The sequence below is a fragment of the Rubrivivax sp. A210 genome (assembly GCF_904426505.1).
GTDB lineage: Bacteria > Pseudomonadota > Gammaproteobacteria > Burkholderiales > Burkholderiaceae_C > Rubrivivax.
On the sequence record NZ_CAJGBN010000009.1, the window covers coordinates 51,173 to 74,898 of the forward strand.

Annotated in this window: 23 protein-coding genes; 10 read left to right on the forward strand and 13 right to left on the reverse strand. The window is 70.5% G+C overall.

All coding sequences use genetic code 11. The features are described from left to right. Positions 1–2: 2 nt before the first annotated feature. Together gap and tkt are read right to left on the reverse strand one after the other, a co-directional pair. On the reverse strand, positions 3–1,001 hold the full coding sequence (gap, locus tag JMV16_RS07635) for a type I glyceraldehyde-3-phosphate dehydrogenase (protein WP_201493653.1): 999 nt from the start codon (positions 999–1,001) through the stop codon (positions 3–5). A gap of 31 nt (positions 1,002–1,032) precedes the next feature. Further along, complete coding sequence (gene tkt, locus JMV16_RS07640) at positions 1,033–3,069, reverse strand: transketolase (protein ID WP_201493654.1); 2,037 nt, start codon at positions 3,067–3,069, stop codon at positions 1,033–1,035. 127 nt (positions 3,070–3,196) lie between these two features. Between tkt and JMV16_RS07645 the strand changes: the two genes are divergently transcribed. The 3 genes from JMV16_RS07645 (at position 3,197) to JMV16_RS07655 (ending at position 5,246) form a co-directional block, all read left to right on the forward strand. Further along, complete coding sequence (locus JMV16_RS07645; RefSeq protein ID WP_201493655.1) at positions 3,197–3,781, forward strand: hemerythrin domain-containing protein; 585 nt, start codon at positions 3,197–3,199, stop codon at positions 3,779–3,781. A gap of 66 nt (positions 3,782–3,847) precedes the next feature. Then, the gene (locus JMV16_RS07650) at positions 3,848–4,633 is read left to right on the forward strand and encodes a fumarylacetoacetate hydrolase family protein (protein ID WP_201493656.1); all 786 of its coding nucleotides are present in this window, start codon (positions 3,848–3,850) and stop codon (positions 4,631–4,633) included. Positions 4,634–4,640: 7 nt separating this feature from the next. Next, the gene (locus JMV16_RS07655; RefSeq protein WP_201493657.1) at positions 4,641–5,246 is read left to right on the forward strand and encodes a DNA-3-methyladenine glycosylase I; all 606 of its coding nucleotides are present in this window, start codon (positions 4,641–4,643) and stop codon (positions 5,244–5,246) included. 30 nt (positions 5,247–5,276) lie between these two features. Here JMV16_RS07655 and JMV16_RS07660 read toward each other — a convergent pair whose 3' ends face one another. Continuing rightward, the gene (locus tag JMV16_RS07660) at positions 5,277–5,810 is read right to left on the reverse strand and encodes an RNA polymerase sigma factor (RefSeq protein WP_201493658.1); all 534 of its coding nucleotides are present in this window, start codon (positions 5,808–5,810) and stop codon (positions 5,277–5,279) included. Between the two features lie 123 nt (positions 5,811–5,933). Between JMV16_RS07660 and JMV16_RS07665 the strand changes: the two genes are divergently transcribed. Further along, entirely contained in the window at positions 5,934–6,653 is a 720-nt protein-coding gene (locus JMV16_RS07665; RefSeq protein ID WP_201493659.1) for a response regulator transcription factor, read from the forward strand. Continuing rightward, positions 6,650–8,236 carry a sensor histidine kinase gene (locus JMV16_RS07670; protein WP_201493660.1) on the forward strand — a complete coding sequence of 529 codons (1,587 nt, stop codon included), beginning with the start codon at positions 6,650–6,652 and terminating at the stop codon, positions 8,234–8,236. Before JMV16_RS07665 ends, JMV16_RS07670 begins: the two co-directional genes overlap by 4 nt. A 64-nt stretch (positions 8,237–8,300) precedes the next feature. Here JMV16_RS07670 and JMV16_RS07675 read toward each other — a convergent pair whose 3' ends face one another. The 3 genes from JMV16_RS07675 to JMV16_RS07685 form a co-directional block, all read right to left on the reverse strand. Further along, complete coding sequence (locus JMV16_RS07675) at positions 8,301–8,927, reverse strand: PEP-CTERM sorting domain-containing protein (protein WP_201493661.1); 627 nt, start codon at positions 8,925–8,927, stop codon at positions 8,301–8,303. A 239-nt stretch (positions 8,928–9,166) separates the two neighbouring features. Next, the gene (locus tag JMV16_RS07680) at positions 9,167–9,466 is read right to left on the reverse strand and encodes an antibiotic biosynthesis monooxygenase family protein (protein ID WP_201493662.1); all 300 of its coding nucleotides are present in this window, start codon (positions 9,464–9,466) and stop codon (positions 9,167–9,169) included. Positions 9,467–9,513: 47 nt separating this feature from the next. After that, positions 9,514–10,692 (reverse strand): ABC transporter substrate-binding protein, encoded by a 1,179-nt coding sequence (locus JMV16_RS07685; protein ID WP_201493663.1) that lies wholly within the window; start codon positions 10,690–10,692, stop codon positions 9,514–9,516. A gap of 245 nt (positions 10,693–10,937) precedes the next feature. Between JMV16_RS07685 and JMV16_RS07690 the strand changes: the two genes are divergently transcribed. The 5 genes from JMV16_RS07690 to JMV16_RS07710 are packed head-to-tail and all read left to right on the forward strand — an operon-like array spanning position 10,938 to position 15,982. Beyond that, positions 10,938–12,194: an HD-GYP domain-containing protein gene (locus JMV16_RS07690; RefSeq protein ID WP_201493664.1), complete on the forward strand. Its 1,257-nt coding sequence runs from the start codon at positions 10,938–10,940 to the stop codon at positions 12,192–12,194. Then, entirely contained in the window at positions 12,191–14,332 is a 2,142-nt protein-coding gene (locus tag JMV16_RS07695; protein WP_201493665.1) for a putative bifunctional diguanylate cyclase/phosphodiesterase, read from the forward strand. The genes JMV16_RS07690 and JMV16_RS07695 overlap by 4 nt, the downstream gene beginning before the upstream one ends. Positions 14,333–14,384: 52 nt before the next feature. Then, positions 14,385–14,687 (forward strand): DUF1840 domain-containing protein, encoded by a 303-nt coding sequence (locus JMV16_RS07700; protein WP_201493666.1) that lies wholly within the window; start codon positions 14,385–14,387, stop codon positions 14,685–14,687. A 30-nt stretch (positions 14,688–14,717) separates the two neighbouring features. After that, entirely contained in the window at positions 14,718–15,356 is a 639-nt protein-coding gene (locus JMV16_RS07705) for a YbhB/YbcL family Raf kinase inhibitor-like protein (protein WP_201493667.1), read from the forward strand. A 5-nt stretch (positions 15,357–15,361) separates the two neighbouring features. Then, the gene (locus tag JMV16_RS07710) at positions 15,362–15,982 is read left to right on the forward strand and encodes a histidine phosphatase family protein (RefSeq protein ID WP_201493668.1); all 621 of its coding nucleotides are present in this window, start codon (positions 15,362–15,364) and stop codon (positions 15,980–15,982) included. Between the two features lie 30 nt (positions 15,983–16,012). On the opposite strand, the gene JMV16_RS07715 is transcribed toward JMV16_RS07710, so the two are convergent. The 7 genes from JMV16_RS07715 to JMV16_RS07745 all read right to left on the reverse strand — a co-directional run bounded on the left by JMV16_RS07715 (position 16,013) and on the right by JMV16_RS07745 (position 23,411). Continuing rightward, complete coding sequence (locus tag JMV16_RS07715) at positions 16,013–16,684, reverse strand: hypothetical protein (RefSeq protein WP_201493669.1); 672 nt, start codon at positions 16,682–16,684, stop codon at positions 16,013–16,015. 160 nt (positions 16,685–16,844) lie between these two features. Beyond that, complete coding sequence (locus tag JMV16_RS07720) at positions 16,845–20,411, reverse strand: pilus assembly protein (protein WP_201493670.1); 3,567 nt, start codon at positions 20,409–20,411, stop codon at positions 16,845–16,847. A gap of 98 nt (positions 20,412–20,509) precedes the next feature. After that, positions 20,510–21,061: a hypothetical protein gene (locus tag JMV16_RS07725; protein WP_201493671.1), complete on the reverse strand. Its 552-nt coding sequence runs from the start codon at positions 21,059–21,061 to the stop codon at positions 20,510–20,512. Then, on the reverse strand, positions 21,058–22,131 hold the full coding sequence (locus JMV16_RS07730; protein ID WP_201493672.1) for a PilW family protein: 1,074 nt from the start codon (positions 22,129–22,131) through the stop codon (positions 21,058–21,060). Before JMV16_RS07730 ends, JMV16_RS07725 begins: the two co-directional genes overlap by 4 nt. Continuing rightward, positions 22,118–22,549: a pilus assembly protein PilV gene (locus tag JMV16_RS07735; protein WP_201493673.1), complete on the reverse strand. Its 432-nt coding sequence runs from the start codon at positions 22,547–22,549 to the stop codon at positions 22,118–22,120. The genes JMV16_RS07730 and JMV16_RS07735 overlap by 14 nt, the downstream gene beginning before the upstream one ends. Continuing rightward, positions 22,522–23,001 (reverse strand): GspH/FimT family pseudopilin, encoded by a 480-nt coding sequence (locus JMV16_RS07740; RefSeq protein ID WP_201493674.1) that lies wholly within the window; start codon positions 22,999–23,001, stop codon positions 22,522–22,524. The genes JMV16_RS07735 and JMV16_RS07740 overlap by 28 nt, the downstream gene beginning before the upstream one ends. Beyond that, a complete protein-coding gene (locus JMV16_RS07745) occupies positions 22,989–23,411 on the reverse strand; it encodes a type IV pilin protein (protein ID WP_201493675.1) in 423 nt (140 codons plus the stop codon). The genes JMV16_RS07740 and JMV16_RS07745 overlap by 13 nt, the downstream gene beginning before the upstream one ends. Between the last annotated feature and the right edge of the window lie 315 nt (positions 23,412–23,726).

A 23,726-nucleotide genomic window follows, 5' to 3' on the forward strand; every position in this document is an offset into this window, starting at 1 on the left:
CATCAGCCGTTCATCACGCGAACCATCTCGAGCACCTTGTTCGAGTAGCCCCACTCGTTGTCGTACCAGGCGACGATCTTGACGAAGGTCTTGTCCAGCGCGATGCCGGCGTCGGCGTCGAAGACGCTGGTCATGGCCTCGCCGCGGAAGTCGGTCGAGACGACCTTGTCGGTGGTGTAGCCCAGCACGCCCTTCATCGGGCCTTCGGAGGCGGCCTTCATGGCGGCGCAGATCTCTTCCCAGCTGGCTTCCTTCACCAGTTCGGCGGTGAGGTCGACCACGCTCACGTCGCTGGTGGGCACGCGGAAGCTCATGCCGGTGAGCTTCTTGTTCAGCGCCGGGATCACCACGCCCACGGCCTTGGCGGCACCGGTGCTGCTGGGGATGATGTTCTCGAGGATGCCGCGGCCGCCGCGCCAATCCTTGTTGCTGGGGCCGTCGACGGTCTTCTGCGTCGCGGTGGCGGCGTGTACCGTGGTCATCAGGCCGCGCTTGATGCCGAAGCTGTCGTTCAGCACCTTGGCCACCGGGGCCAGGCAGTTGGTGGTGCAGCTGGCGTTGCTGATGATGGTCTGGCCGGCGTAGGTCTTGCAGTTGACGCCGTAGACGAACATCGGCGTGTCGTCCTTGGACGGCGCGCTCTGGATCACCTTCTTGGCGCCGGCGTCGATGTGCTTCTGGCAGGTGTCCTTGGTCAGGAACAGGCCGGTGGCCTCGACCACGATGTCGGCGCCGACATCGCCCCAGGCCAGCGTGGCCGGATCCTTGGCGGCGGTGAGGCGGATGCGCTTGCCGTTGACGATGAGGGTGCTGCCGTCGACCGCGATGTCGCCCTTGAAGCGGCCATGGACGCTGTCGTACTTGAGCATGTAGGCCAGGTAGTCGGGCTCGAGCAGGTCGTTGATGCCGACGACTTCGATCTCGGGGAAGTTCTGCACGGCGGCACGGAACACCATGCGCCCGATGCGGCCGAAGCCGTTGATGCCGATCTTGATGGTCATGAAGTGACTCCTTGGGATGGATGAGAGGAATTCAGCGGGACAGAACCTTGCGAACCACGTCGACGAGGTTCTGCGCGGTGAGATTGAAATGCTTGAACAGCGCCCCGGCGGGCGCGCTCTCGCCGTAGCTGTCGATGCCCACCACGGCGGCGCAGCCGTATTTCCACCAGCCGTCGGTGACGCCGGCCTCCACCGCCACGCGCGGCAGGCCGGCGGGCAGCACCTTGCTCTTGTAGGCCACAGCCTGGCGGTCGAAGGTGGTGGTGCTGGGCATGCTGACCACGCGCACCGCGATCTTGAGCTTGGCGAGTTCGGCCTGGGCGTGCAGGGCCAGCGCGACCTCGCTGCCGGTGGCGATGATCACGGCCACCGGCTTCTTCTTCAGGCCCACCTCGGCCGGCTCGGCCAGCACGTAGGCGCCCTTGCCGATGTCGTCCAGCGCGGCCTTGGGCAGGTAGGGCAGGTTCTGGCGCGACAGCAGCAGCGCGCTCGGGCGCTGCACATTGCCCAGCGCCATGGTCCAGGCCACCGTGGTCTCGGCGGTGTCGGCCGGGCGCCAGACGTCGAGGTTGGGAATCAGGCGCAGGCTGGCGGCGTGCTCGACGCTCTGGTGCGTGGGGCCGTCCTCGCCCAGGCCGATGCTGTCGTGGGTGAAGACATGGATCACGCGCTTCTTCATCAGCGCCGCCATGCGCAGCGCGTTGCGGCTGTAGTCGCTGAAGGTGAGGAAGGTGCCGCCGTAGGGGATGTAGCCACCGTGCAGCGCGACGCCATTCATGATGGCCGCCATGCCGAACTCGCGCACGCCGTAGTTGATGTGGCGCCCGCCATTGGCCGCACCGCGCTCGTCAAAGCGCAGCGCCGGCGTCGCCGAGGTGTTGGTGAGGTTGGACCCGGTGAGGTCGGCGCTGCCGCCCAGCAGCTCGGGCAGGGCCTTGGTAAAGACTTCCAGCGCCAGCTGGCTGGCCTTGCGCGAAGCCACCGTCTCGGCCTTGGCGTCGGCGGCCTTGATGGCCTCGACCGCGGTCTGCACATAGCCCTCGGGCAGCAGGCCCTTCAGGCGCCGCTGCAACTCGGCGGCCAGTTCCGGGTGGGCGGCGGTGTAGGCGGCGATGCGCGCCTCCCAGCCGGTCTGGGCGGCGGCGCCGCGCTCGCGTGCGTCCCAGGCGGCATAGGCGGCCTCGGGCAGCACGAAGGGCTCGTGGTTCCAGCCCAGGGCGGCGCGGGTGAGGGCAATCTCTTCGGCGCCCAGCGGCTCGCCGTGGGCCTTGGCGGTGCCGGCGCGGTTGGGGCTGCCCTTGCCGATGGCGGTCTGGCAGATGATCAGCGTGGGCCGCTGGGCCGAGCTGCGCGCCTGCTCGATGGCGGCGTCCACCGCCTCGGTGTCGTGGCCGTCGAGCGGGCCGATCACGTCCCAGCCGTAGCCGGCAAAGCGCAGGCCGACTTCGTCCACATACCAGGGTTTGACCGGGCCGTCGATGCTGATGCCGTTGTCGTCGTACAGCGCCACCAGCTTGTTGAGCTTCCAGGCGCCGGCCAGCGCGCAGGCCTCGTGGCTGATGCCTTCCATCAGGCAGCCGTCGCCCATGAAGACCCAGGTGCGGTGGTCGATGACCGCATGGCCTGGGCGGTTGAACTCGGCCGCCAGCAGCTTCTCGGCCAGCGCCATGCCCACGGCATTGGCCAGGCCCTGGCCCAGCGGGCCGGTGGTGGTTTCGACGCCGGGGGTCACGTCGACCTCGGGGTGGCCCGGGGTCTTGCTGTGCAGCTGGCGGAACTGGCGCAGCTCGCTCATGGGCAGCTCGTAGCCGGTGACGTGCAGCAGCGCGTACAGCAGCATCGAGGCGTGGCCGTTGCTCAGCACGAAGCGGTCGCGGTCGGGCCAGGTCGGGTCGGACGGGTTGTGGCGCAGGTGGCGGCCCCACAGTGCCACTGCCATGTCGGCCATGCCCATCGGTGCGCCGGGGTGGCCTGAATTGGCCTGCTGCACGGCGTCCATCGCGAGGGCGCGGATGGCGTTGGCCATCAAGGCCACGTCTTGGGTCTGTTCGGCGGCTGCACTCTGCATGGCTGGGGGCCTCGTGAGTTTCGGGGGGTGGGGGATTCTAGAAGCCTGCCCGGCCGCCGCGGGGCTGCGCCATGCGCGCTTGACCTGAGTCAAGCGCCGCGCCGGCACCGCTGCCATGCTGGCGGCGATGAAGCCCACCGCGCTCGACATCATCCGCGAAGAGCATCAGGCGCTGGCCGCCATGCTGCGCTCGCTGGTGCTGCTGCTGGCCCAGGCGCGCCGCGAGAGCCGTCTGCCCGATTTCAACGTGCTGCGCGCGATGCTGTTCTACGTGGACGAGTTTCCGGAAGCACTGCACCACCCCAAGGAAAGCGAACTGCTGTTCCCGCGCCTGCGCGAGCGCTGCCCCGAGCTGGCGCCGGTGATGGCGCGCCTGGACGATGACCACCGCAAGGGCGAGCGCGAGGTGCGCGCGCTGCAGCACGCGCTGCTGGCCTTCGAGCTGCTGGGCGAGCCGCGCCGCGCCGCCTTCGAGCGCGCCGCCGAGGGCTATGTCGCGGCCTACCTGGAACACATGGCCATCGAGGAGCGCGAAATCCTGCCGGCGGCCCGCCGCGTGCTGGGTGCCGACGACTGCCAGGCGCTGGACACCGCCTTCGCCGCCAACCGCGACCCCCTCACCGGCCACGCGGCCGAGGCCGAGTTCGCGCCGCTGTTCCAGCGCATCCTGCTTGCGGCGCCGGCGCCGATCGGCTTGGGGCCGCCTGGCTGAATTCCCCAGTGTGAGCGGTGCCCGCAGCGGGCGAGAATGGTCTGCATCCCCCCATCGGAGACAGACATGGACCGTCGCTCGCTGTTCGAAACCGGCGCCACCCTGGGCCTGGGCGCCCTGGCCGGCTGTGCGCTGCCGGGCGTGGCCGCCCATGCGGTGAAGACGCCCTTCGCCGTGCCCGCCACCGTTATCCCCATCGTCGGCAGCGACGCGATGTTTCCGGTGCGGCGCATCTACTGCATAGGCCGCAACTATGCAGCCCATGCGCGCGAGATGGGCTCCGACCCCACGCGCGAGCCGCCCTTCTTCTTCCAGAAGCCCACCGACGCGATCCAGAACGTGGCCCCCGGCACGGTGGCCGACCACCCCTATCCGACGCTGACCAAGAACTACCACTACGAGGTGGAGCTGGTGGCCGCACTCGGCAAGGGCGGGCGCAGCATCCCCATGGCCAGCGCGCTCGACCACGTCTACGGCTACGCCCTGGGCCTGGACATGACGCGGCGCGACCTGCAGCGCGGCATGGGCGACCAGAAGAAGCCCTGGGAGATCGGCAAGAGCTTCGACAAGAGCGCGCCCATAGGCCCGCTGCACCCTGTTTCTCAGACCGGCCACTTCGGCAAGGGCGCGATCTGGCTGCAGGTCAACGGCGCGGTGAAGCAGAACGCCAACCTCAATCAGATGATCTGGAACGTGGCCGAGCAGATCAGCAAGCTGTCCGAGGCCTTCGAGCTGATGCCGGGCGACATCATCTACTCGGGCACGCCCGAGAACGTGGGCCCGGTGGTGCGCGGCGACGTCATCCTGTGCCACATCGACGGCCTGCCCGACCTGAGCGTGAAGATCGTCTGAGTCGCCGATGGCAGGGGCACTCTTCACCGCCGACGACGGCCGGCCGCGCTGCGCCTGGTGCCAGGCCAGCGCCGCCTACCGCGACTACCACGACCGTGAATGGGGGTTCCCGGTCACCGACGACCGCCGCCTGTTCGAGAAGCTCTGCCTCGAGGGCTTCCAGTCGGGCCTGAGCTGGTTGACCATCCTCAACAAGCGCGAGGCCTTCCGCGCCGGCTTTGCCGGCTTCGACATCGAACGCATCGCCGCCTTCGGCGACGCCGACGTGGCGCGCCTGCTGGCCGATGCCGGCATCGTGCGCCACCGTGGCAAGATTGAATCGACCATCAACAACGCGCGCCGGGCGCTGGCGCTGCGCGACGAGGCCGGCTCGCTGGCCGCCTATTTCTGGCGCTGGGAGCCGACGCCGGTGCCGCCATCGGCCCAGCCGGTGGCCAGCACGCCGGAGTCGACCGCGCTGTCCAAGGATCTGAAGAAGCGCGGCTTCAGCTTTGTCGGCCCGACCACGGTCTATGCCTTCATGCAGGCCATGGGCCTGGTCAACGACCACCACCCGGGTTGCGCGGTGCGCGAGCCGGTGCAGCAGGCGCGGGCGGCGTTGCAGCGGCCCTGATTCCTCAGGCCGCGAGCGGGCGGCACTGGATCAAGCCGCGAGTACGCGGCGGGCCCGGTGCAGGCGCACGAAGAGATTCTGTTCGCTGATGGCCAGCGCCCGGCAGACCTCTTCGGTGCTGTCGTCGTTGAGCAGGCGCAATTCGACGGCGCGGCGCAGGCCTTCGGGCAGGGCCTTGATGCCGGCCAGCGTGCGGCGCAGGCGCTGGCGCTGCTCGGCGATCTCATCGGGGCGGGGCTGCGGGCAGGCGAGCTGCGGGCCCTCGCCGTCGTCGTCGTCGTGCGCGTCCAGGCTGTCGTGGCCGCCGCGCTGGCGCGCCAGGTCGACGATCTTGTGCTTGAGCACGGCCACCAGCCAGCTGCGCAGCGCGGCGCGCCCGCCGAAGACGGCGCGGCCGGTGGCGACGGCTTCGAAGACATCGTGTACCAGGTCTTCGGCCAGGGCCGGGTCGTGCAGGCGCTGGCGTGTCCAGCGCACCAGGAAGCCGCGGTGGCTGGCCAGTTCGGCCCAGCCCGGTGCGGGCGGCGGGGCGGTGACGGGGGTGGTCTGGGCGGCGTTCAACATGGCGGTTCTCGCGGCGGGGTCGGTGGCTAAACTGTGGCGGGCGCGTCTCGCGCCCTCCTCACCGAAGATCACAGCCGCATCACAACGGTGTAAGAAAGCGGCCCGCCGGCCGACATCCCCGCCATGGCCAGCCACATCCTCGTCGCCGAAGACCAGGCCGACATCCGCGATCTCATCGTGCTCAACCTGCAGCAGGCGGGGCACGCGGTCACGGCGGTGGCCGACGGCCGCGCCGCGCTGGCCAGCCAGGCCGAGCGCGCCAGCGACCTGCTCATCCTCGATCTGATGATGCCGGGGCTGGACGGGCTGGAGGTCTGCAAGGCGCTGCGCGCCCAAGGCCGCGCCACGCCCATCCTGATGCTCACCGCCAAGAGCACCGAGCTCGACCGCGTGCTGGGCCTGGAGCTGGGCGCCGACGATTACCTGACCAAGCCCTTCTCGATGGCCGAGTTGCTGGCGCGCGTGAAGGCCTTGCTGCGCCGCGCCGAACTGCTGCGCGCGGCGGCGGCGGCGCCGGTGGCGGCGCAGGCGGTGCGCAATGGCGAGCTGGAAATCCTGCCGGTGCGGCGCGAGGCGCGCATCGTCGGCGCCGGCGGCGCGCGGGTGCTGGAGTTCACCGCGCTCGAATTCGACCTGCTGCTGCACTTTGCCAGCCACCCGGGCCGCGTGTTCTCGCGCGCCCAGTTGCTCGACGCCGTCTGGGGCTATGCCCACGAAGGCTACGAGCACACGGTGACGACGCACATCAATCGCCTGCGCGCCAAGGTCGAGCAGGACCCGATGAACCCGCGCTTCATCCTCACCGTGCGCGGGGCCGGCTACAAGATGCGCGACGCGCCGTGACGGTCAGGTTCCGCCTCGCGCTGACGGTCTTTCTCACCGGCCTGGCCACCGCGCTGGGCGTGATCGCCACCGTGGTGGTTGCCTTCCAGCGCTTCGAGCACGAGAACAGCTACCAGCGCGCCGACGCCTTTCTGACGCGCGTGCTGGCGGCGCACGGCGACCTGCTCGACCTGCACCAGCGCGACCCCGAGGCCTTTGCCGCCTTTTTGCGCAATCTGCTGCTCTATGAGCCCGATTCGCAGCTCTACCTGCTCGATGCCGATGGCCGCGTGCTCGCCAGCACCGGGCGGGCGCAGCTGGCGCCGGGCTATCGCGTTGCGCTGCTGCCGGTGCAGCAGGCGGCCGAGGCGGCCGCGGCCGGTGATCGCCAGCGCGCCGCCTATGTGATGGGCGACGACCCGGAATACATGGACGCCGACGCCGTGGTGGCGGCGCGGGCCCTGCGGCGCGCCGTGATCCGCGCCCAGCCGGGTGCGGCCGGCTACCTCTACCTGGTGTGTCGCAAGGGCGGCGAGCCGGCCACGCGCTGGGCGCTGGCGCGCAGCAGCCTCGGGCGGCCGGCGCTGGCCGCCGTGCTGGCCGTGGTGCTGCTGGCCTCGGCGTTGGCGGCCTGGATCATCGTCACCGTGACGCGGCCGCTGCGTGTGCTCAGCGACGAGGTGGCGGCGGCGGCGCGCGCCGGCTTCGATGCCGATGCGGCCCTGGCCGATGCCTCGCCCACCGGCCTGCAGGCCCAGCCGCCGGCCGGCGACGACGAGTTCGCGCGCCTGCGGCGCGGCTTCCACGGCCTGATGCAGCGCCTGCGTGCGCAATGGGACGCGCTGCGCCGGCTCGACCATTTCCGCCGTGAGGGCGTGAGCAACCTCAGCCACGACCTGCGCAGCCCGCTCACCGCCACCGTGGCCTGTCTGGAGACGCTGGACGCGCGCTGGCAGGGCGACGCCGCACGCGACGAGGACCGCCGCCTGGTCGAGGTGGCGCTGCGCAACACCCGCAACGCCGCGGCCATGGTGCGTTCGCTGGGCGACCTGGCCCAGCTCGACGAACCGGCCTTCCACCTGCAGACGCTGAGGCTGGACCTGGCCGAGGTGCTGGACGACATCGCGCTGCGCTTTGCCGACCGCGCCGCCGCCCAGGGCGTGGCGCTGGGCTTCGAGCAGCTGGGCGAGGCGGCGCCGGTGGCCGAGGTCGACATCGAGCTCATCGAGCGTGCCGTGGCCAATTTGCTGGACAACGCGCTCAAGCACACGCCGGCCGGCGGCTCGGTGAAGCTGGCGGCGCGGCGCGAGGGCGATGGTGGAGGTCACAGCGGAGGTCACAGCGACAGCGACCGCGTGGTGGTGACGGTGCAGGACAGCGGTTGCGGCATCGCGGCGGCCGAGCTGCCGCTGCTCTTCGACCGCCTCTACCAGGCCCGCCACAGCGTGGCCCCGGCCAGCAGCGACGAGGGCCGCGGCCTCGGCCTGGCCATCGTCAAGCGCATTGTCGAGTTGCACCACGGCACGGTGGCGGTGGCCAGCGCGCCCGGCGCCGGCACCACCGTCACCCTGGCCTGGCCGGTGCGCCAGGGCGGGCCGGCGTAAAGAAAAAGCCGCCCGGCTTGCGCGGGGCGGCTTCGACCGAGCTTGCCGCTGGCGCGGCGGAGGTTCAGGCGCGGCGGCGGCGGGCGGCGGCGATGCCGGCCAGGGCGGCGCCCACCAAGGCCAGCGAGGCCGGCTCCGGCACGGCATTGGCGGCGCTGGCGACAAAGAAGACCTTCTCGTAGGCGGTGCTGCTGTTGAGGCCGGTGACGCTGTTGATGCGGTAGCCGCCGACGCTGTTGAGCGTGTGCAGGCACATGCTGAGCGGGCTGGCGGAGACGTCGCAGCTGTTGTTGGTGACGCTGTCGCCGAGGGCGGTGAAACCCCAGGACCAGTTCTCGGCATACCACCACGAGGCGCCGTTGGCGACGTGGGTGTTGGTGCTGTTGCTGGTGCCGGTGTTGATGAGGGTGTCGCTGCGCAGCGCGGCGGCCAGGGACATGAAGGTGCTGGAGCCGGTGGCGCGGCCGGCCATCATCAGGTAGTCGCCCTGGCAGACGTTCAGCACGTTCTGCGCGGCGCTGCCGATCGCCGCGGCCATGGTGCCGACATAGCACTGCGTCCAGCCGCCGCCGGTGATGGTGGACAGCGCCACATTGCTCTGCGCGCCGACCGGCAGGTAGGTCGGGGCGGCCTGGGCGGTGACGGCGGCCAGCGAGAGGGCGGCGGCGGCAACGGTGCGGATGAAGTTCATTTTTGACCTGGGGCTTGCGGGTTGGCGATGCAGGTTTAGATGCAAGCCGTGGGCCAACAAGAAAAAGTCAATCCCTATCAATGACTTGGCGCGTTGCGATCAGTATCAACCTAGGGGCTTGTCAGAGCTGCCGACATCGAGTATGGCATTTGTTCACGAAGCGCCGCCAGGGGTCAAAAGCAGGCCGGCCGTGGGGAGCGTGAACTCCACACGGCCGGCCTGCGACGGGGCGGGGCTGTTCAGGGCCCGATCACGAGCGTGAAGTGCTCCACCTGGGGCGGTGCCGCGAAAAAGGGGCCGATGAGGGCGCGCCATTCGGGAAACAGCGGCCCCTGGCGGAAGCCCACGGTGTGGTCTTCCAGCGTCTCCCAGAAGATCTGCAGCACATAGCGTTCGGGGTTCTCGATGCCATGGTTGACCTTGGCGCCCTTGAAGCCCTGCGCCCGGCTGATCACCTGGGCCAGACCCTGGGTGAGCGCGGCCTCGAAGCCGGCCTGCTGGCCGGGGTTGATGCGGAAATCGGCGATTTCGAGGATCACGTTGTCGTCTTTCTGGGTTGCTGATCGGGGATGTCGGGGGTGTGCGCCTACAGCTTGCAGCCGCGCGCCGGGTCGGCCAGGGCCTTCACCGCGACGGCGCGGAACTCGTTGTTGTTGCCCTGCACCTGGCGCAGGTAGATGTCCTGCACCGGGTTGCCGGCCGCGGACAGCGTGAACTTGCCGCGCGGGCTGTCGACCGTGGCCTTGCGCATCGCGGCCGTCATCTCGTCGCGGCGGGCGATGTCGCCCTTCACCGCCTTGAGCCCGGCGCCCAGGATCTGTGCCGCGTCATAGCCCTGCACGGCATAGACGTCGGCATTCGTCTTGTAGGTGAGGGCAAAGTTCTTGCGGAAGGCGTTGTTGCGCGGCGTGTCGAGGTTGTCGGCGTAGTGCAGCGTCGTCATCATGCCCTGGGCCGCCGCGCCCTGGGCCTCGAGCGTGCCGTCGGTGAGGAAGCCGGGGCCGTACAGCGGGATGCTCTTGCGCAGGCCGGCGGCGTCGTAGTCCTTGACGAACTTGACCGCCGCGCCGCCGGCGAAGAAGGCGTAGACCGCATCGGGCTTCTGCGCCGCGATCTCGGTGAGCAAGGCCTGGAACTCGACGCCCGGGAAGGGCAGGGTGAGATCCTTCAAGACCTTGCCGCCGCCCTTCTCGAGGCCCTCGGTGAAGCCCTTGGCCGATTCGTTGCCGGCTGCATAGTTCCAGGTGATGGTGATGGCGCGCTTGACGCCGCGCTGCGCCGCCACCACGCCCATCGCATAGGCCGGCTGCCAGTTGCTGAAGGAACTGCGCACGATGTTGGGCGCGCACATCGGCCCGGTGATGTCGGCGGCGCCGGCATTGGGGATGATGAGCAGGGTCTTGCTCTCGCGCGCCGCGCGGGCCATGGCCAGCGCCACGCCCGAGTGGACGGTGCCGACGAGGACGTCGACCTGGTCGCGCTTGATGAGCTTGTTGACGTTGTCCACCGCCTTGCTGGGCTCGCTCTCGTCGTCGACCTTGAAGTACTGGATGCTGCGCCCGGCCAGCGTGCCGCCCTGCTCCTGCACATGGAGCTTGAAGCCCTTTTCGATCATGTCGCCCAGGGCGGCGTAGGTGCCGGTGGCCGGCAGCATGAGCCCGACCTTGAGCGGTGCCGCGGTCTGGGCGTGGCCTGCGGGCGCCAGGGCGGCGAGCGTGGCGGTGGTGGCCACGGCGGCAGCCTGGCGGACGAGAGCGGGTGTCATTGGGTAACTCCGTTGCGGTCGGGTTGGGGCAGGCGGCAGAATGCCCGCCTCATGGCGGCACGGGCAAGCGGGGTTTGCCGGATGGCGTGGCGGCGGTCCGGCATGCCGCCCCGCCTGCCCACTATGCCCGGCTCGGCCCGGACGCTGGCGGCGGCGGCCTCAAGTAGTGCCGCCGCAGCGCCGAAGACCCGGTATCGGCGCGCCCCGAAGCGCACCCATGTCCAGCTGTCAGCGAGGATTGCCGCATGTCCGCCACCATCGCCGTCGACGAACTCCGTGTCGGCATGTACATCCAGCTCGAGGGCGGTTGGCTGTCGCATCCCTTCCCGCTTTCGAGCTTCAAGATCGCTTCGGCCGACCAGATCGCCACGCTGCGCGGCCTGGGCCTGCTGCGCGTGCGCTGGGTGCCCGAGAAGAGCGACCTGCAGGGCGGCATCCTCGAGGCCGATGTGCCCGCGGCGCCACAGCTGCCGCCCGATCCCCAGGAGGCCGCCGCCACCGAACGGCGCCGTCGCCTCGCGGCACAGCGCGAGGCGGTGCAACTGTGCGAGCGCCAGCACGCCGAGGCCGCGCGGGCCTGGCGCGATGCCTGTGACGCCATTGCGGCCCAGCCGCGCGAGGCCGGCCGCGGTGCCGACGCGCTGACCCGCGCCATGCTGTCCAAGCTGCTGGTGTCCGACGAGATCGGCATCCGCCTCATCGCCGGCGGCCCCGACCGCGCCGCCGCCCACGCGCTCAATGTCGGCGTGGTGTCGCTGCTGATAGGCCGCAGCCTGGGCCTGGCCGACGCCGAGCTGCTGGAGCTGGGCGTGGGGGCGCTGATGCACGACATCGGCAAGCAGGAGGTGCCCGACCGCTTCCGCCACCAAGACGAGAACTTCAACACCGCCGAGACCAATGCCTACCGCGAGCACGTCGGCAAGGGCGTTGCCCTGGGCTTGCGCATGGGCCTGCCGGGCGCGGCGATGACGGTGCTGGCCCAGCACCACGAGGTGGCCGACGGCAGCGGCTTCCCGATGCGCCTGGCGCTGGACCGCATGAGCCTGGGCGCGCGCCTGGTGTCGCTGGTCGACCGCTACGACAACCTGTGCAATCCGCAGGCGCGCGGCCTCGCGCTCACGCCGCACGAGGCGGTCTCGGTGTTGTTCGCCCAGGGCCGCAAGCGCTACGACGCCCAGGTGCTGAACGCCTTCATCCGGCTGGTGGGCGTCTACCCGGCGGGCTCGCTGGTGCAACTCACCGACGACCGCCATGCGCTGGTGATCGGCGTCAACTCCAGCCGCACGCTCAAGCCGCGCGTGCTGGTACACGACGCCCGCGTGCCCCGCGGCGAAGCCCTGGTGCTCGATCTCGAACGCGAACCCGATCTCGGCATCCGGCGCAGCCTGCCGCCGTCCAAGCTGCCGCCCGATGCGCTGAGCTATCTCGACCCCAAGCCCCGCGTGGTCTACTTCTTCGAGCCGCTGCACGGCGACGAACTGCCGCGGGAGCAGGCCGCATGATCACCACCCTGTCCTCCCAAGCCGCGGACCTGGCCGCCTGGCAGGCCCTCATCGAGGCCCTGCCCCAGCCGGCCTGGCTGGTGGCGCTGGCCGACCACCGCGTCGCTGCCGTCAATGCCGCCGCCGAACGCTTTCTCGACCGCCCGCGCGCCGGGCTGGTGGGCGAGGCGGCCGAGCAGGTGGCGAGCTCGCCCGAAGACCTGGGTTTCTGGGAAGCGGTGGCCGAGGGCGAGCCGGCTCGGCTGCTGAGCGACACCTGGATCGCCTCGCCCGCCGGCGAGGCGGTCCCGGTCACCCGCAGTGTGCAGCCGCTGCCCTGCGGCGAGGGCGCGCCGGCCTATGCGCTGGTGACGCTCACTGATCGCAGCGCCGAGCAGCGCGCCGACAGCGCGCGTGAGCTGCTGCTGGCCGAGCAGCAGGCCACGCTGGAATGCACCGAGGACGGCATCCTGGTCACCGACCTCGCCGGCCGCGTGCGCAGCTTCAACCGCCGCTTCGCCGCCCTCTGGTCGCTGCCGGTGTCACTGCTGCAGCAGCAGGACAGCGCGGTGGCGCACTGGATGGCGCGCAGCGTCGTCGACACCGACGCCTACGGCAAGCGCCTGCACGCGCTGGAGCAGGCCTCGCTCATCGTCGCCCGCGACCGCATCGAGCTGCAGTCGGGCCAGGTCTTCGACCGCGTCACCCAGCCGCTGCTGGTGGGTGGGCGGCTGCAGGGGCGGGTGTGGTGCTTCCGCGACCAGACCGAGCGCGTCGCTGCCCAGGCCCATATCGACGCACTGACGCTGCACGACGCGCTCACCGGCCTGGCCAACCGCCGCCAGCTGGCGCTGCGCGTGGCCGAGGCCTCGGCGGCGGTGCGCCGCGAAGCCGACGGCGGCGGCAGCTTCGCGCTGCTGCTGGTCGACCTCGACCGCTTCCGCCAGGTCAACGAGAGCCTGGGCCACGATCTCGGCGACCGCGTGCTGCTCGAGGTGGCGCAACGCCTGCAGGCCACGGTGGGTGCCGGCGAGGTGCTGGCCCGCCTGGGTGCCGACCAGTTCGCCTTGCTGCTGCGGCCTGGCGCCGGTGATGCCGCCGAGGCGGCCGAGGCCGGGGCGAGGCGCGTGCTCAACGTGGTGGCCCAGCCCTGCCTGGTCGACGGCGCCCAGCTGGCGCTGAGTTGCAGCATCGGCGTGGCGCTGGCGCCTTCGCGCGGCGTCGAGGCCGACGAGATGCTGCGCATGGCCGAGAGCGCGCTGCGCGCCGCCAAGGCCGGCGGCCGTGCGGGCTTTCGCGTCCACCAGGCGCGTGCCGAGGGCGACCGCCAATCGCGCGTGCGGCTCGACCAGGCGATGCGGCGCGCCCTCGTCAGCGGGCGCTTCCGGCTGCACTACCAGCCACAGGTGAGCCTGGCCGGCAACCAGGTCATCGGAGTCGAGGCCCTGCTGCGCTGGCGCGACCCCGGCCTGGGCGATGTCGCCCCGGCGCAGTTCCTGCCGGTGGCCGAGGACACCGGCTTCATCCTGGCCATCGGCGAATGGGTGCTGACGCAGGCGCTGCGCCAGGCCGCGGCCTGGCAGGCGCGCGGCCAGCCGCTGCCGGTGTCGGTGAACGTCTCGCCGCTGCAATTCCAGCAAAGCGGCTTCGTCGACGGCGTGGCCGCCGCGCTCCAGGCCGCCGGCCTGCCCGGCACCTTGCTCGAGCTCGAGCTGACCGAGGCCGTGCTGGCCCAGGATCCCGAGGTGGCGCTGCTCAAGCTCGAGCAGCTGGCACGCCTGGGCGTGCGCCTGGCCATCGACGACTTCGGCACCGGCCTGTCCAGCGTGGCGCAGCTCGCGCGCCTGCCGGTGGGCCGCATCAAGATCGATCTGAGCTTCATCAGCGGCCTGCCTGACGACGAGGCCGACGTGACCGTGGTGCTGGCACTGCTGCAGATGGCGCGCGCCCTCGGCCTGCAGGTGGTGGCCGAAGGCGTGGAGACCGAGGCCCAGCGCCAGTTCCTGCTCGATGCCGGCTGCGACGCCTACCAGGGCCATCTGTACGCGCCGGCGCTGGACCCGCTGACCTTCCAGCAGCGGCTGCCCGGCGCCGGGGCCCTGCCCCCGCCACCGCCCCCGCGCCGCCTGCCGCCGCACATCCGCCTCGTGCGGGGCTGACCGGGGGCGTGGCCGGCGGCCTGATCTTGCATCCGGTCACAATGCGGGCCTGATGATCTACAAGTTCAAGAGCGCCGCCGCCGGCGACGTGATCATGTTGCGGCCCCAGGGCGAGCAGATGTTGCGCCTGCTGGGACGCGAGCCATCGACCAAGGGCATCATCGAGCCGCAAGCGATGGGCGAGGCCATCGCCTTGCTCCAGCAGGCCATCGCCGATGAGGCCGCGGCGCCTGAGGTCGATGAAGATGGTGAGCCGCGCCGGCCCGCGGTGTCGCTGCGCCAGCGCCTGTGGCCGATGGTCGAGATGCTGCGCCGCTGCCAGGCCGCCGACAAGCCGGTGGTCTGGGGCGTTTGAAGGGCCCCGACAGGAAGACGGAAGTAGACGATGAAACTCTGGAGTGACAGCTGGACCAGCGGTGACCGCATCCCGGCACGCCATGCCGCCGGCAAGCCCGACGGCGCGGGCGGCGCCGGTTTCAGCGACAACATCAGCCCCCACCTGGGCTGGAGCGAGGTGCCCGCGGGCACGCAGTCGCTGGTGCTGATCTGCCACGACTTCGACGTGCCCAGCCGCGCCGACGATGTCAACCAGCCCGGGCGCGAGATCCCGGCCGACCTGGCGCGCGTCGACTTCTTCCACTGGGTGCTGGTCGACCTGCCGCCGCTGCCGGCCGAACTGGCCGAGGGCGAGTTCAGCCGCGGCTTCGTGCCGCGCGGCAAGCCCGGCCCGGCGGCGCGCGACGGCGCCCGCCACGGCCTCAACGACTACACCGGCTGGTTTGCCGGCCACGCCGAGATGGCCGGCCAGTACTTCGGCTACGACGGTCCCTTCCCGCCCTTCAACGACTCGCTGGTACACCACTACGTGTTCACGCTTTACGCCGTCGCGGTGCCGCGGCTGCCGCTGGAGGGCGTGTTCACCGGCCACCAGGTGCGCGAGCAACTGGCCGGCCGCGTGCTCGGCGAGGCCACTTTCTCGGGCACCTACACGCTCAACCAGCGCCTGCTGTCGTTGGGGAGTTGAGCGCGATGCAGGAGCCGACGCGGCTGTTCGCGCTGCGCCACGGCCAGACGGCCTGGAACGCCGACCGGCGCATCCAGGGCCATGTCGACATCCCGCTCGACGACACCGGCAGCCGCCAGGCGGCGTTGCTGGCGCAGGCGCTGGCCGGCGAGGGCCTGGCAGCCATCTACAGCAGTGACTTGCAGCGTGCCCGCGCCACCGCCGATGCACTGGCGGCCGCCACCGGGCTGGCGGTGCAGACCGAGCCGGCGCTGCGCGAGCGCGCCTTTGGCCGTTTCGAGAGCCTGGCCTTCACCGAGATCGAAGAGCGCTGGCCCGAAGAAGCCCTGCGCTGGCGTCGCCGCGAGCCCGATTTCGCCCCCGGCGGCGGCGAGACGCTGGAGGTCTTCGCCGGCCGCTGCCTGCCGGCGATAGCCGCGCTGGCCGCTCGCCATGCCGGCCAGGCCATTGCGGTGGTGTCCCATGGCGGCGTGCTCGATTGCCTCTACCGCCATGCCGTCGGCATCGCACCTGCACAGGCGCGCACCTGGCAGCTGGGCAATGCCAGCATCAACCGCCTGCTCTACAACGGCGAGGGCTTCGTCGTCGTGGGCTGGAACGACGACGCCCACCTCGAGGGCGCCTGACGGGCGCAGGCCCGCCTGCGGCCTGCGTGGTCAGGCGCGGCGGCGTGCGCCGCGGGTGAGGGCCAGGCCTGCCAGCGCCAACGCGGCCAGGGCGGCGGTGCCGGGGGCGGGCAGGGCGCTGCCCGAGGCATCGCTCAGGCGCAGGTTGTCGAACTGGTGGGCCCAGCCGGTGGTCTGCTGCCAGTGCACCTCGACGACGTCGGTGAGCGCGCTGAGGTCGAAGCGCCGGAAGCCGAAGGCGCCAACCTCCACCGCGTCCGTGCCTTCGGTGCTGACCTGGCTGCCGTCGCCGCGCGTGCCGCGGAAGACGATGGACACCGTGGCGGTGCCGTCGATGGTGGCGTAATTGCGCAGCAGCGAAAGGTCGATGGACAGCAGGCTGAAGGCAGCCCCGCCGTGGGTCAGCGTGGTGAGGCCGGCGTCGGCGTCGAAGTCTTCGTTGAGCCCGGCGTTGAACAAGCCCTGGCTGCCGGCATAGCGTGCCGGGGTGGGATCGGGGCCCGCGCCCCAGCTGCCCAGGCCCAGGTCCGAGGTGAAGAGGTAGCCGCTTTCAATGTAGTTGGCGAAGAACTGGTCGTCGCTGGACTGGCTGGCCAGCGGGTCGAAGGTGATGGTCGTCGTGGCGGCCGAGGCGGCGCCGGCGGCAACGGCGACGCCCAGGGCCATGGCGGCGCGGGCCAGGGCATGGAACGGAATCTTCATGGCAACTCCTGTGCGCCGCGGGCAGGCGGCAAGGCGGGGCGAAAACGGCGACCGCCCATGCCAAGGCAAGGCGTGGGCGGCAGTTTACGGATCGGGGTCAGGCGCGGCCTGACCTTGATCAATGGCGGGCGGGTGTCGGGGCGGGGTGCCGGCGGCGGTTCTAGCGGCGGATCTCCTTCCAGGCGTTCTTGGCCGGGGTGATGACCTGGCCCACCGGCAGTTCGCGCTGGTAGACCGTGTTGTCGGATCGGTGGGTGGTGCCGATGACGCGGCCGCTGACCACGCGCAGCGCGAGCACGCGCGACGAGGTGGCGTCGGTGGCGATGGTCTGCGAGATGAAGCTCGAGGTCGAGACCTTGGCGCCCGTGCCGATGTCCAGCAGGTAGAGGTAGGAGCCCTGGGAGCAGTCGGCGCCGCCATTGACGTTGGTGACGAAGGCGACCGAGCCGTAGACCACCGAGGGGGCGGTGTTGGCCTGTTCGCCGGCGGCCAGATCCATGTACCAGCCGCGGCCCGAGGACCAGTCGAAGGTGGTGTTGGTCATGGTGTCGGCAACGCGGCCGTTGTAGACCTGGCGCGACAGGCTGGTGCGCGCATTGGTGAGCGTGCTGCCGTCGGCGATGGCGTAGAAGGTCTGCACGCGGCTGCTGCCGAAATCGGTGATGTCCAGCAGCCGCCCGGTGCCCACCAGCACCACGCGCTGGCTGCCCACCAGGGCCAGTTCGGGCGGCGCCGTCACCGGCTGCAGGTTGTCGCTGGTGTCCTTCAACGTGGCCAGCAGTTCGGCGTCGAGTTCGCCGCTGCCGGTGCGGGCAAGGTCGAACTTCCACAGATTGCCCAGCAGGTCGCCGCCGTAGGCGTAGCGCGCCGTGCCATCGGATTCCTTGAAGGCCGAGACATGGGTGAGCCCGGCCTCCTGGCCCGGATAGACATCGCCCGCGGTGGTGCGGAAGGTCTTGATGACGGCGCCGGTGGCGGCATTCAGCACCCACAGCCGGCCCTTGCCGTCGCCGCGCACCCGGCCGTTGTCGTAGCCCGAGGTGACCAGCACCACGTCGCCGTCGGCGCTGGTGCGGGTGATCACCGGCTGGCCCACGGTGTAGCCGACCTTGGCCCGCGTGGTGGTGTCGGCGGCGGTGGGGAAGATCCAGCGGTACTGCGCCGCCGCGGTGGTGGCGTCCAGGTTCTTGGGCGAGCTCACGTCCAGCGCGTAATAGCTGGTGCCGGCCGCGCCCAGGCCGCCCACCAGCAGCTTGGCGTTGGTCGAGAGCTTGGCATAGGTGGGCGCGGCGTCGAGCACGGTCTGGTAGATCCAGCCGCGCTGCACCGAGGCGCCCAGCTTGGCCAGCGTGTCGGGCGGTGCGTAGGCCCATTGCTCGGCCCCGGTGACGGTGTCGAAGGCGTGCAGCATGCCGTCGCCCGAGGCCAGGTAGACCGTGGTCTCCTCGCGCGCCAGCACAGGCTCGGCATTGACGACGGCGCCGATCAGGCTGCTGCGGGTGCGGAAGGTGCTGCCCTCGCCGGTGCGGCTGCCGCGCAGGTAGTCCACCACGGCGGCATTGCTGGGGAAGGCGGCGGTATCGGGGTTGACGAGGGCACCGACATTGGCGTCGCTGAAGTCGACGCCAGCGCTGGCGTCGGAGCTGAAGATCACGCGCGTGGTCCAGTCGCGCGCCGCCAACAGCGTGGACGCGCGCCAGTTGGCGGTGGACGAGACGGCCGCGGTGGCGGTGTTGATGGCGTTGGCCGTCAGGTCGCCGGCCCAGCCGCGCGGGTTGTACATGCCCATGTAGGCCTGGCGGTCGCTGCGGTCGAGGTTGACCGCGCTCACCGCGATGGCGCCCTGGGCGGCGACCTGGTTGAGGATCTCGTCCAGGCCGGCGCGCACGCGCAGCGCCGTCTCCTCCGGCGTGTTGGCCAGGTACATCTTGCCGCGGCCGTTGAGGGTGGCATGCCAGAGGTCGTCCACCGACAGCGGACTGCGGTCTGCGTTCGGGTCGGGCCAGGCCGCGGCGGTGGTGGGCGGCGTCGAGCTTTCGCTCAGGAACATCGTGCCGCGTGCGCCCAGCGTCAGCCCGTAGGTGTTGATGTGCAGGTTGGTGTTGGTGTCGGTGGGCGTTGCCGGCAGGGCGCCGGTGACCATGCCGTTGGTGGTGTCGGTGGCCGGGCGCGGGTTGTTGGTGTAGTAGCGCAGCGCCAGGTCGGCCAGCACGCCGTTGTGGCTGAAGCTCCAGGCATAGGGCGCGTCGCTGCCCCAGTTGCTGGCGCTCTTGCCGGTGTCGTAGGCGGGCGGCGTGACGCTCGAGTTGTTGGCGAAGCCATCGGTCACGAGGAAGGCGTTGTTGCGCTGGCAGGCGTACTGGATCATGTTGTACGCGGTGCCGGTCTTGTCGGTGCGCTTGAACTGTTCGCCGATGTACTTGAGGGTCTCGCGCGTGGGCGTGCCGCCGCTGGTGTCGACCTCGTAGAAGATGCCGGCCACGCGGGCGCGGCCGAGGGCGCCCGAGGCCAGCGTGGCGTCGGCGTCGTACATCGTCACATTGCCGGTGAGCGAGCTGAACGGCACCACGCCCAGGCGCATGCCGGTCAGGCCTTCCATGGTGTCGCCCATGGCGCCGGCCAGCATCAGGCGGCGCTTGCGGTAGTACTGCCACCAGTTGGCGAAGTTCTGCATCTCGGCGCTGTAGCTGCGGCCCGAGGGGAAGGTATTGCCGGACTTGATCTGGTAGCGCTTGAGCGTGCCACCGCCGGGCAGGTCGACGCAGGTGTCATTGAGCACGCTGCTGCTTTCGGGCGTGCAGGTCTCCTTGATCCAGAAGGTGGCGGGGAAGTAGGTGACCGCGACCTGGGTGGTGTGGCCCGAATCGGCGGCGATGTCGCTGGTGCCGACATTGGTCCAGCTGCCGCAGCCGGTGGTCGCGTTCGAGGCGTCGCACTCGCGGTACTTGGCGCCGGCCGGGAGCTTCATGCCGGGGAAGGCCATGAACACCCAGTTGGCGAGGGGGTTCGATGAGGAGTTCAGCGGCGTGACGACGTCGGTCGTCAGGTTCATCGTCGATGTGCCGAGCACCGGGTGCGACTTCGCCGCCGTGGAAGCCGCCGCGGCCGGCGCGACGGCGCCGCTGGCGAGCTGGGCCGGGGCCCAGGGCTGGTAGGTGACGAGGGTGTTGTAGTACAGCGGGTTGTGCATCGTCGACTGCGCCGGGTCCGCAGGAGGCTGCTGGTAGGCACCGTTGGCGTTCTTGTAGACACCGGCCCAGCGCAGGAAGGCGAACTCGCGCGTGGGCATCACCGCGAAGTGGTCATAGCTCACGTCGGCGTAGGTGCGGGTGCCGGAGCCGGCTGTCGACGAATAGCCGTTCGGGAACAGGAAGACGAACTTGCGCCACGACGCCGAGCCCTGGGTGCCGACGCCGCCGGTGGCGTTGAACCAGGGCGCGGTGAGGCTTCGCAGCGCGGTGTTGGGGTGGTTGGAGTCGGTGCCCCAGCCGCCACTGAGCGCGGGGCTGGAGCGGTTGTAGTCCCACCAGAAGGCGCCGTCGTTGGTGTAGATCATGATCTCGGAGCCCATCGAGCCCGAGTCGTCCATGCCGATGATGACGTTGGGCTTGGCCAGCACCGAGGCCTTGAGCGGCAGTTCGGCCAGGTTGGTGGCCTGCGCGGCGAGGCCGAACATCAGCCCGGTGAGGGCGACGGCGGTGGCTGCGGCGTGGATGGCGGTCTTCATGGCGGGCCCCGGTGAGGGAGATAGAGCTGGCGAACAGGACAGAGGGGGCTTCACAGGGTGTGAAGGAACCGTCGCGCAGGCGGTTCCTTCACGCCTTGTCAGCCTTTGGTGACGAGCGACTGCACCCAGGTCTCGGTGTCCTTGGGGCCGGTCACGCGCACGGTGATGCGGAACTGGCGCGAGTTGGGCGGGTCCAGCGGTTCGTTGCCGACACGCGCGCTGGCCGTTTGCGGCACCTGCTTGACCAGGCACTCGCGCAGGGTATTGGTCACCAGGGCCACGGTACACATGCGCTCGACGACGTAGCGCACGCTGTAGTTGCCCACCACCACCTCGGGTGCGGCGGCAAAGTCGACATTGGGTATGCCGGCGCCGTCGGCGGCCTGCATGGTGGCCCAGTACCAGTTGCCGGTGTTGGCTTCTTCGCTGGCCAGGGCGCGCACGGCCGCATAGGCGGTGTTGACGCCCACCTCCGAGGCCTGCAGCGAGGCCTCGCGGTAGGTGCTGTTGCCGCTGGCCAGGGTGCCGATCTCGGTCATGCGGGCCAGCGCCAGGCCGCCCAGGATCATCACCACCATCAGCAGCAGCACGACGACGATGGTGACGCCGCGCTGGCCTTCGGCTCGCAGGGTGGTTGACAGTCTGTTCATGGCGCCATTCCCATCACCAGGTTGCGCAGCGGAACGACCACAATGGCAGTACGGTAGCGGTAGCAGCGCCAGTTGCTCACGTCGGGCGTGAGGTCGGCGCCGAAGAGCTGCGGCGTGTCGGCGGTGGCCTCGCAGGTTCCGGCGGCGTTGACCTTCTCGGCCTGCGGGCTGCGCGTGACCAGGCCTATGCGCAATGCGCGCACGCGCGGCAGCAGCGCCGGTGTCAGGCTGGCCCAGGCGCTGCTGGCGTTCTGCCAGGATGCCAGCGCGGTGGTGCCGGTGTCGGCGATGCCGTACTGGACGCGAAAGCCGATCACGTTGCGCGCCAGCACCACCGGGTCGCCGCCCAGCGGGCGTTCCAGCCGCAGGTCCGTGCCCTCGAGGCGGTAGCGCGACCAGCGCAGCGCGCCCAGCAACATCACGCGGCCCTTGTCCGGAAAACTCGGGTTGGTCGTGAAGGCGGCCTGGTTGTGGCTGCCGGTGTTGGCGAAAGCCAGCTGCTGCGGCGTGGTGTCGGTGGACGCCGTTACCGCGGTGACGCTGCGCACCAGGCAGGGCACGCCCGGGGTATCGGGCGCCAGCAGCACGGTGGGCTTGAGCGCCGGCGCCGGCGGCACCGCCACCGGCAGCAGCGAGCGCAGGTCGGCGGATGCGCCGGTGGTGGCGGCATTCAGCAGCACGTTGGCGCTGCTGGCCACCTGGGTGGCGTAGACGACGTCCAGGCGGTCGCCGTCGGTCTCGGCGGTGACATTCAGGGGCGTGAAGGCGGCACCGTCGGAGATCTTGACGGCGGCCACGCTCAGGTTGAGGCGGTGGCACAGGTACTGGTTGTCGCCGAAGAAGCCGAGCCCGGCCGCGGCGGCATCGTCGCGCAGCGCCGCCAGCGCCGTGCCGGCATTGAGCAGCGCGCCGCCCGTGCCTATGCCCTGGCGCTGCGAGGCGGAGAACATCGCGGCGCCGCCGGTGGCGGCCAGGCCGACCATCATGGCCACGACCATGCCGACCATGACCTCGACCAGGGACATGCCGCGCTGGGCCGGCCGGCGGTGGCTGTGTTCAGGGGCGCACATCGGTGGTCAGGTCCAGGGTGTGGGTGTCGCCGCTGCCCTTGCCGGTCCAGGTGACGAGCACCTGGAAGCGGCCGCTGGCCGCGGTCAGCGTGGCCTCGGTGGTGACGGTGCCCGGCAAGGCCGCGGCCACGCGGTCGGCCCAGTCACTGGTGCGCGTGATGGCGCTGGCATTGGCGCAGGCGCCGGCCTGGGGCAGGGTGTAGCAGGCGGCATTGCTCACATCCACGAGCACGGTGCTGAGCAACTCGCCGGCAAGCTGCGACGCCGCCTGGCGCGACTGCACCTCGGTCGTCTGCGCCACCAGACGGCCTTGGAAGCGCGTGATGGCGAGCAGGCCGAAGGCCAGGATGGCCAGGCCTATGAGCGCGTCGAAGAGGCCGGAGCCGCGGCTCAGGGACAGTCGAGATGGTTGCCGCATAGCCGGATGGCGCCGCCGCCGTCCACGCGCAGCCCGGGGCAGCGGTTGTCGGCGGAGCAGGCGACGAGGGGAGACGAAAGATCGATGGCCACCGCGGTGAGGTCGGCGGGCAGGCCCTGGCTGCCGAAACTGACGCTGCCGGTGGCCACCGTGACGCCGGCCGGCAGCGCGCGTTCGCGCAGCAGCACCGGGTTGGTGTCGTCGGAGACGTCGTGGACCTGCACCGTGCTGGCCGCAGTGGACAGGCGCACCGCTCGGTTGCGCTTGATGGCCTCGCTCTGCGCCATCAGCGCCTCGGTGTAGACGGTGTTGCCGCCCTCGCGCAGGCGGGCGTTGCTGCCGTAGTCGGCGAAATACGGCGCTGCCGCCACCATCAGCAGGGCGGCGATGGCAAAGGCCACCATCAGTTCGACCAGCGTGAAGCCGCGCTGGGGGGCTTTCAGGTGTCGCATGTCGCGCCCTTCATGCTCCAGCAGCCGGCCACCGCGCCCTTGGGGTGGGCCGTGGTGCTGCGCGTGCCCTGGTGGTTGATGGTGTAGCCGTAGCCGGCCATATTGCCGCTGCCGGTGGCGGTGGCGGTGTAGCCCTGGGCCGTGTTGCTGGTGCTGCAACTGACCGTGAAATTGGCAACCACAGGGGCCGCGATGGCGCAGGCGGTGGCCGTTCCGTAGTTGCCCACGTCCTGGTAACGCTGCTCCATGCGCGTGTAGTAGGACGACAGTCCGTCCAGCGCCACCGGGATGCGGCTGCGCTGCACATAGGACGAGTAGGAGGGCAGGGCGACGGCGGCGATGATGGCCACGATGGCGACCGTCACCATCACCTCGATGAGCGTGAACCCCTTGCCGAGCTTGTTCTGCATGCCATGCACCTGGAAGCCTCGAGGACGCCTGTGCCCTCCGCGATGAGCGAGCCTTCGAGCCCGCCCTGAAACGAATATCGGCGCGGGCTTCAGGCGGCTTGAGTCGGCGATTGAATGCATTCGTAAATCGGGGCCAGCAAACGTCACCCTTGTCTGGCGTGACCTCATGGCGCGGCCGTGGCCCCGCCGGCTGATGCCGACCTTAAGTCTTTGGGGCCGCGGTCGATAAGAGAGCAGGGGCCGTTTCTGCCGCCATTTCCGGGCATGGACGGTCGCCGCGCGTCGCGTCTCAACCGGCAGTCCTTTCCAGGTCGA

What these genes read in the sequence shown, in the direction of transcription:
- JMV16_RS07700 (WP_201493666.1), top strand. Translation starts at nt 14,385, where the DNA reads ATGATCTACAAGTTCAAGAGCGCCGCCGCCGGCGACGTGATCATGTTG.
- JMV16_RS07690 (WP_201493664.1), top strand. Translation starts at nt 10,938, where the DNA reads ATGTCCGCCACCATCGCCGTCGACGAACTCCGTGTCGGCATGTACATC.
- JMV16_RS07745 (WP_201493675.1), bottom strand. Translation starts at nt 23,411, where the DNA reads ATGCAGAACAAGCTCGGCAAGGGGTTCACGCTCATCGAGGTGATGGTG.
- JMV16_RS07660 (WP_201493658.1), bottom strand. Translation starts at nt 5,810, where the DNA reads ATGTTGAACGCCGCCCAGACCACCCCCGTCACCGCCCCGCCGCCCGCA.
- tkt (WP_201493654.1), bottom strand. Translation starts at nt 3,069, where the DNA reads ATGCAGAGTGCAGCCGCCGAACAGACCCAAGACGTGGCCTTGATGGCC.
- JMV16_RS07740 (WP_201493674.1), bottom strand. Translation starts at nt 23,001, where the DNA reads ATGCGACACCTGAAAGCCCCCCAGCGCGGCTTCACGCTGGTCGAACTG.
- JMV16_RS07725 (WP_201493671.1), bottom strand. Translation starts at nt 21,061, where the DNA reads ATGAACAGACTGTCAACCACCCTGCGAGCCGAAGGCCAGCGCGGCGTC.
- JMV16_RS07735 (WP_201493673.1), bottom strand. Translation starts at nt 22,549, where the DNA reads ATGCGGCAACCATCTCGACTGTCCCTGAGCCGCGGCTCCGGCCTCTTC.
- JMV16_RS07685 (WP_201493663.1), bottom strand. Translation starts at nt 10,692, where the DNA reads ATGACACCCGCTCTCGTCCGCCAGGCTGCCGCCGTGGCCACCACCGCC.
- JMV16_RS07705 (WP_201493667.1), top strand. Translation starts at nt 14,718, where the DNA reads ATGAAACTCTGGAGTGACAGCTGGACCAGCGGTGACCGCATCCCGGCA.
- JMV16_RS07710 (WP_201493668.1), top strand. Translation starts at nt 15,362, where the DNA reads ATGCAGGAGCCGACGCGGCTGTTCGCGCTGCGCCACGGCCAGACGGCC.
- JMV16_RS07645 (WP_201493655.1), top strand. Translation starts at nt 3,197, where the DNA reads ATGAAGCCCACCGCGCTCGACATCATCCGCGAAGAGCATCAGGCGCTG.
- JMV16_RS07695 (WP_201493665.1), top strand. Translation starts at nt 12,191, where the DNA reads ATGATCACCACCCTGTCCTCCCAAGCCGCGGACCTGGCCGCCTGGCAG.
- JMV16_RS07655 (WP_201493657.1), top strand. Translation starts at nt 4,641, where the DNA reads ATGGCAGGGGCACTCTTCACCGCCGACGACGGCCGGCCGCGCTGCGCC.
- JMV16_RS07720 (WP_201493670.1), bottom strand. Translation starts at nt 20,411, where the DNA reads ATGAAGACCGCCATCCACGCCGCAGCCACCGCCGTCGCCCTCACCGGG.
- JMV16_RS07665 (WP_201493659.1), top strand. Translation starts at nt 5,934, where the DNA reads ATGGCCAGCCACATCCTCGTCGCCGAAGACCAGGCCGACATCCGCGAT.
- JMV16_RS07715 (WP_201493669.1), bottom strand. Translation starts at nt 16,684, where the DNA reads ATGAAGATTCCGTTCCATGCCCTGGCCCGCGCCGCCATGGCCCTGGGC.
- JMV16_RS07650 (WP_201493656.1), top strand. Translation starts at nt 3,848, where the DNA reads ATGGACCGTCGCTCGCTGTTCGAAACCGGCGCCACCCTGGGCCTGGGC.
- JMV16_RS07730 (WP_201493672.1), bottom strand. Translation starts at nt 22,131, where the DNA reads ATGTGCGCCCCTGAACACAGCCACCGCCGGCCGGCCCAGCGCGGCATG.
- gap (WP_201493653.1), bottom strand. Translation starts at nt 1,001, where the DNA reads ATGACCATCAAGATCGGCATCAACGGCTTCGGCCGCATCGGGCGCATG.
- JMV16_RS07675 (WP_201493661.1), bottom strand. Translation starts at nt 8,927, where the DNA reads ATGAACTTCATCCGCACCGTTGCCGCCGCCGCCCTCTCGCTGGCCGCC.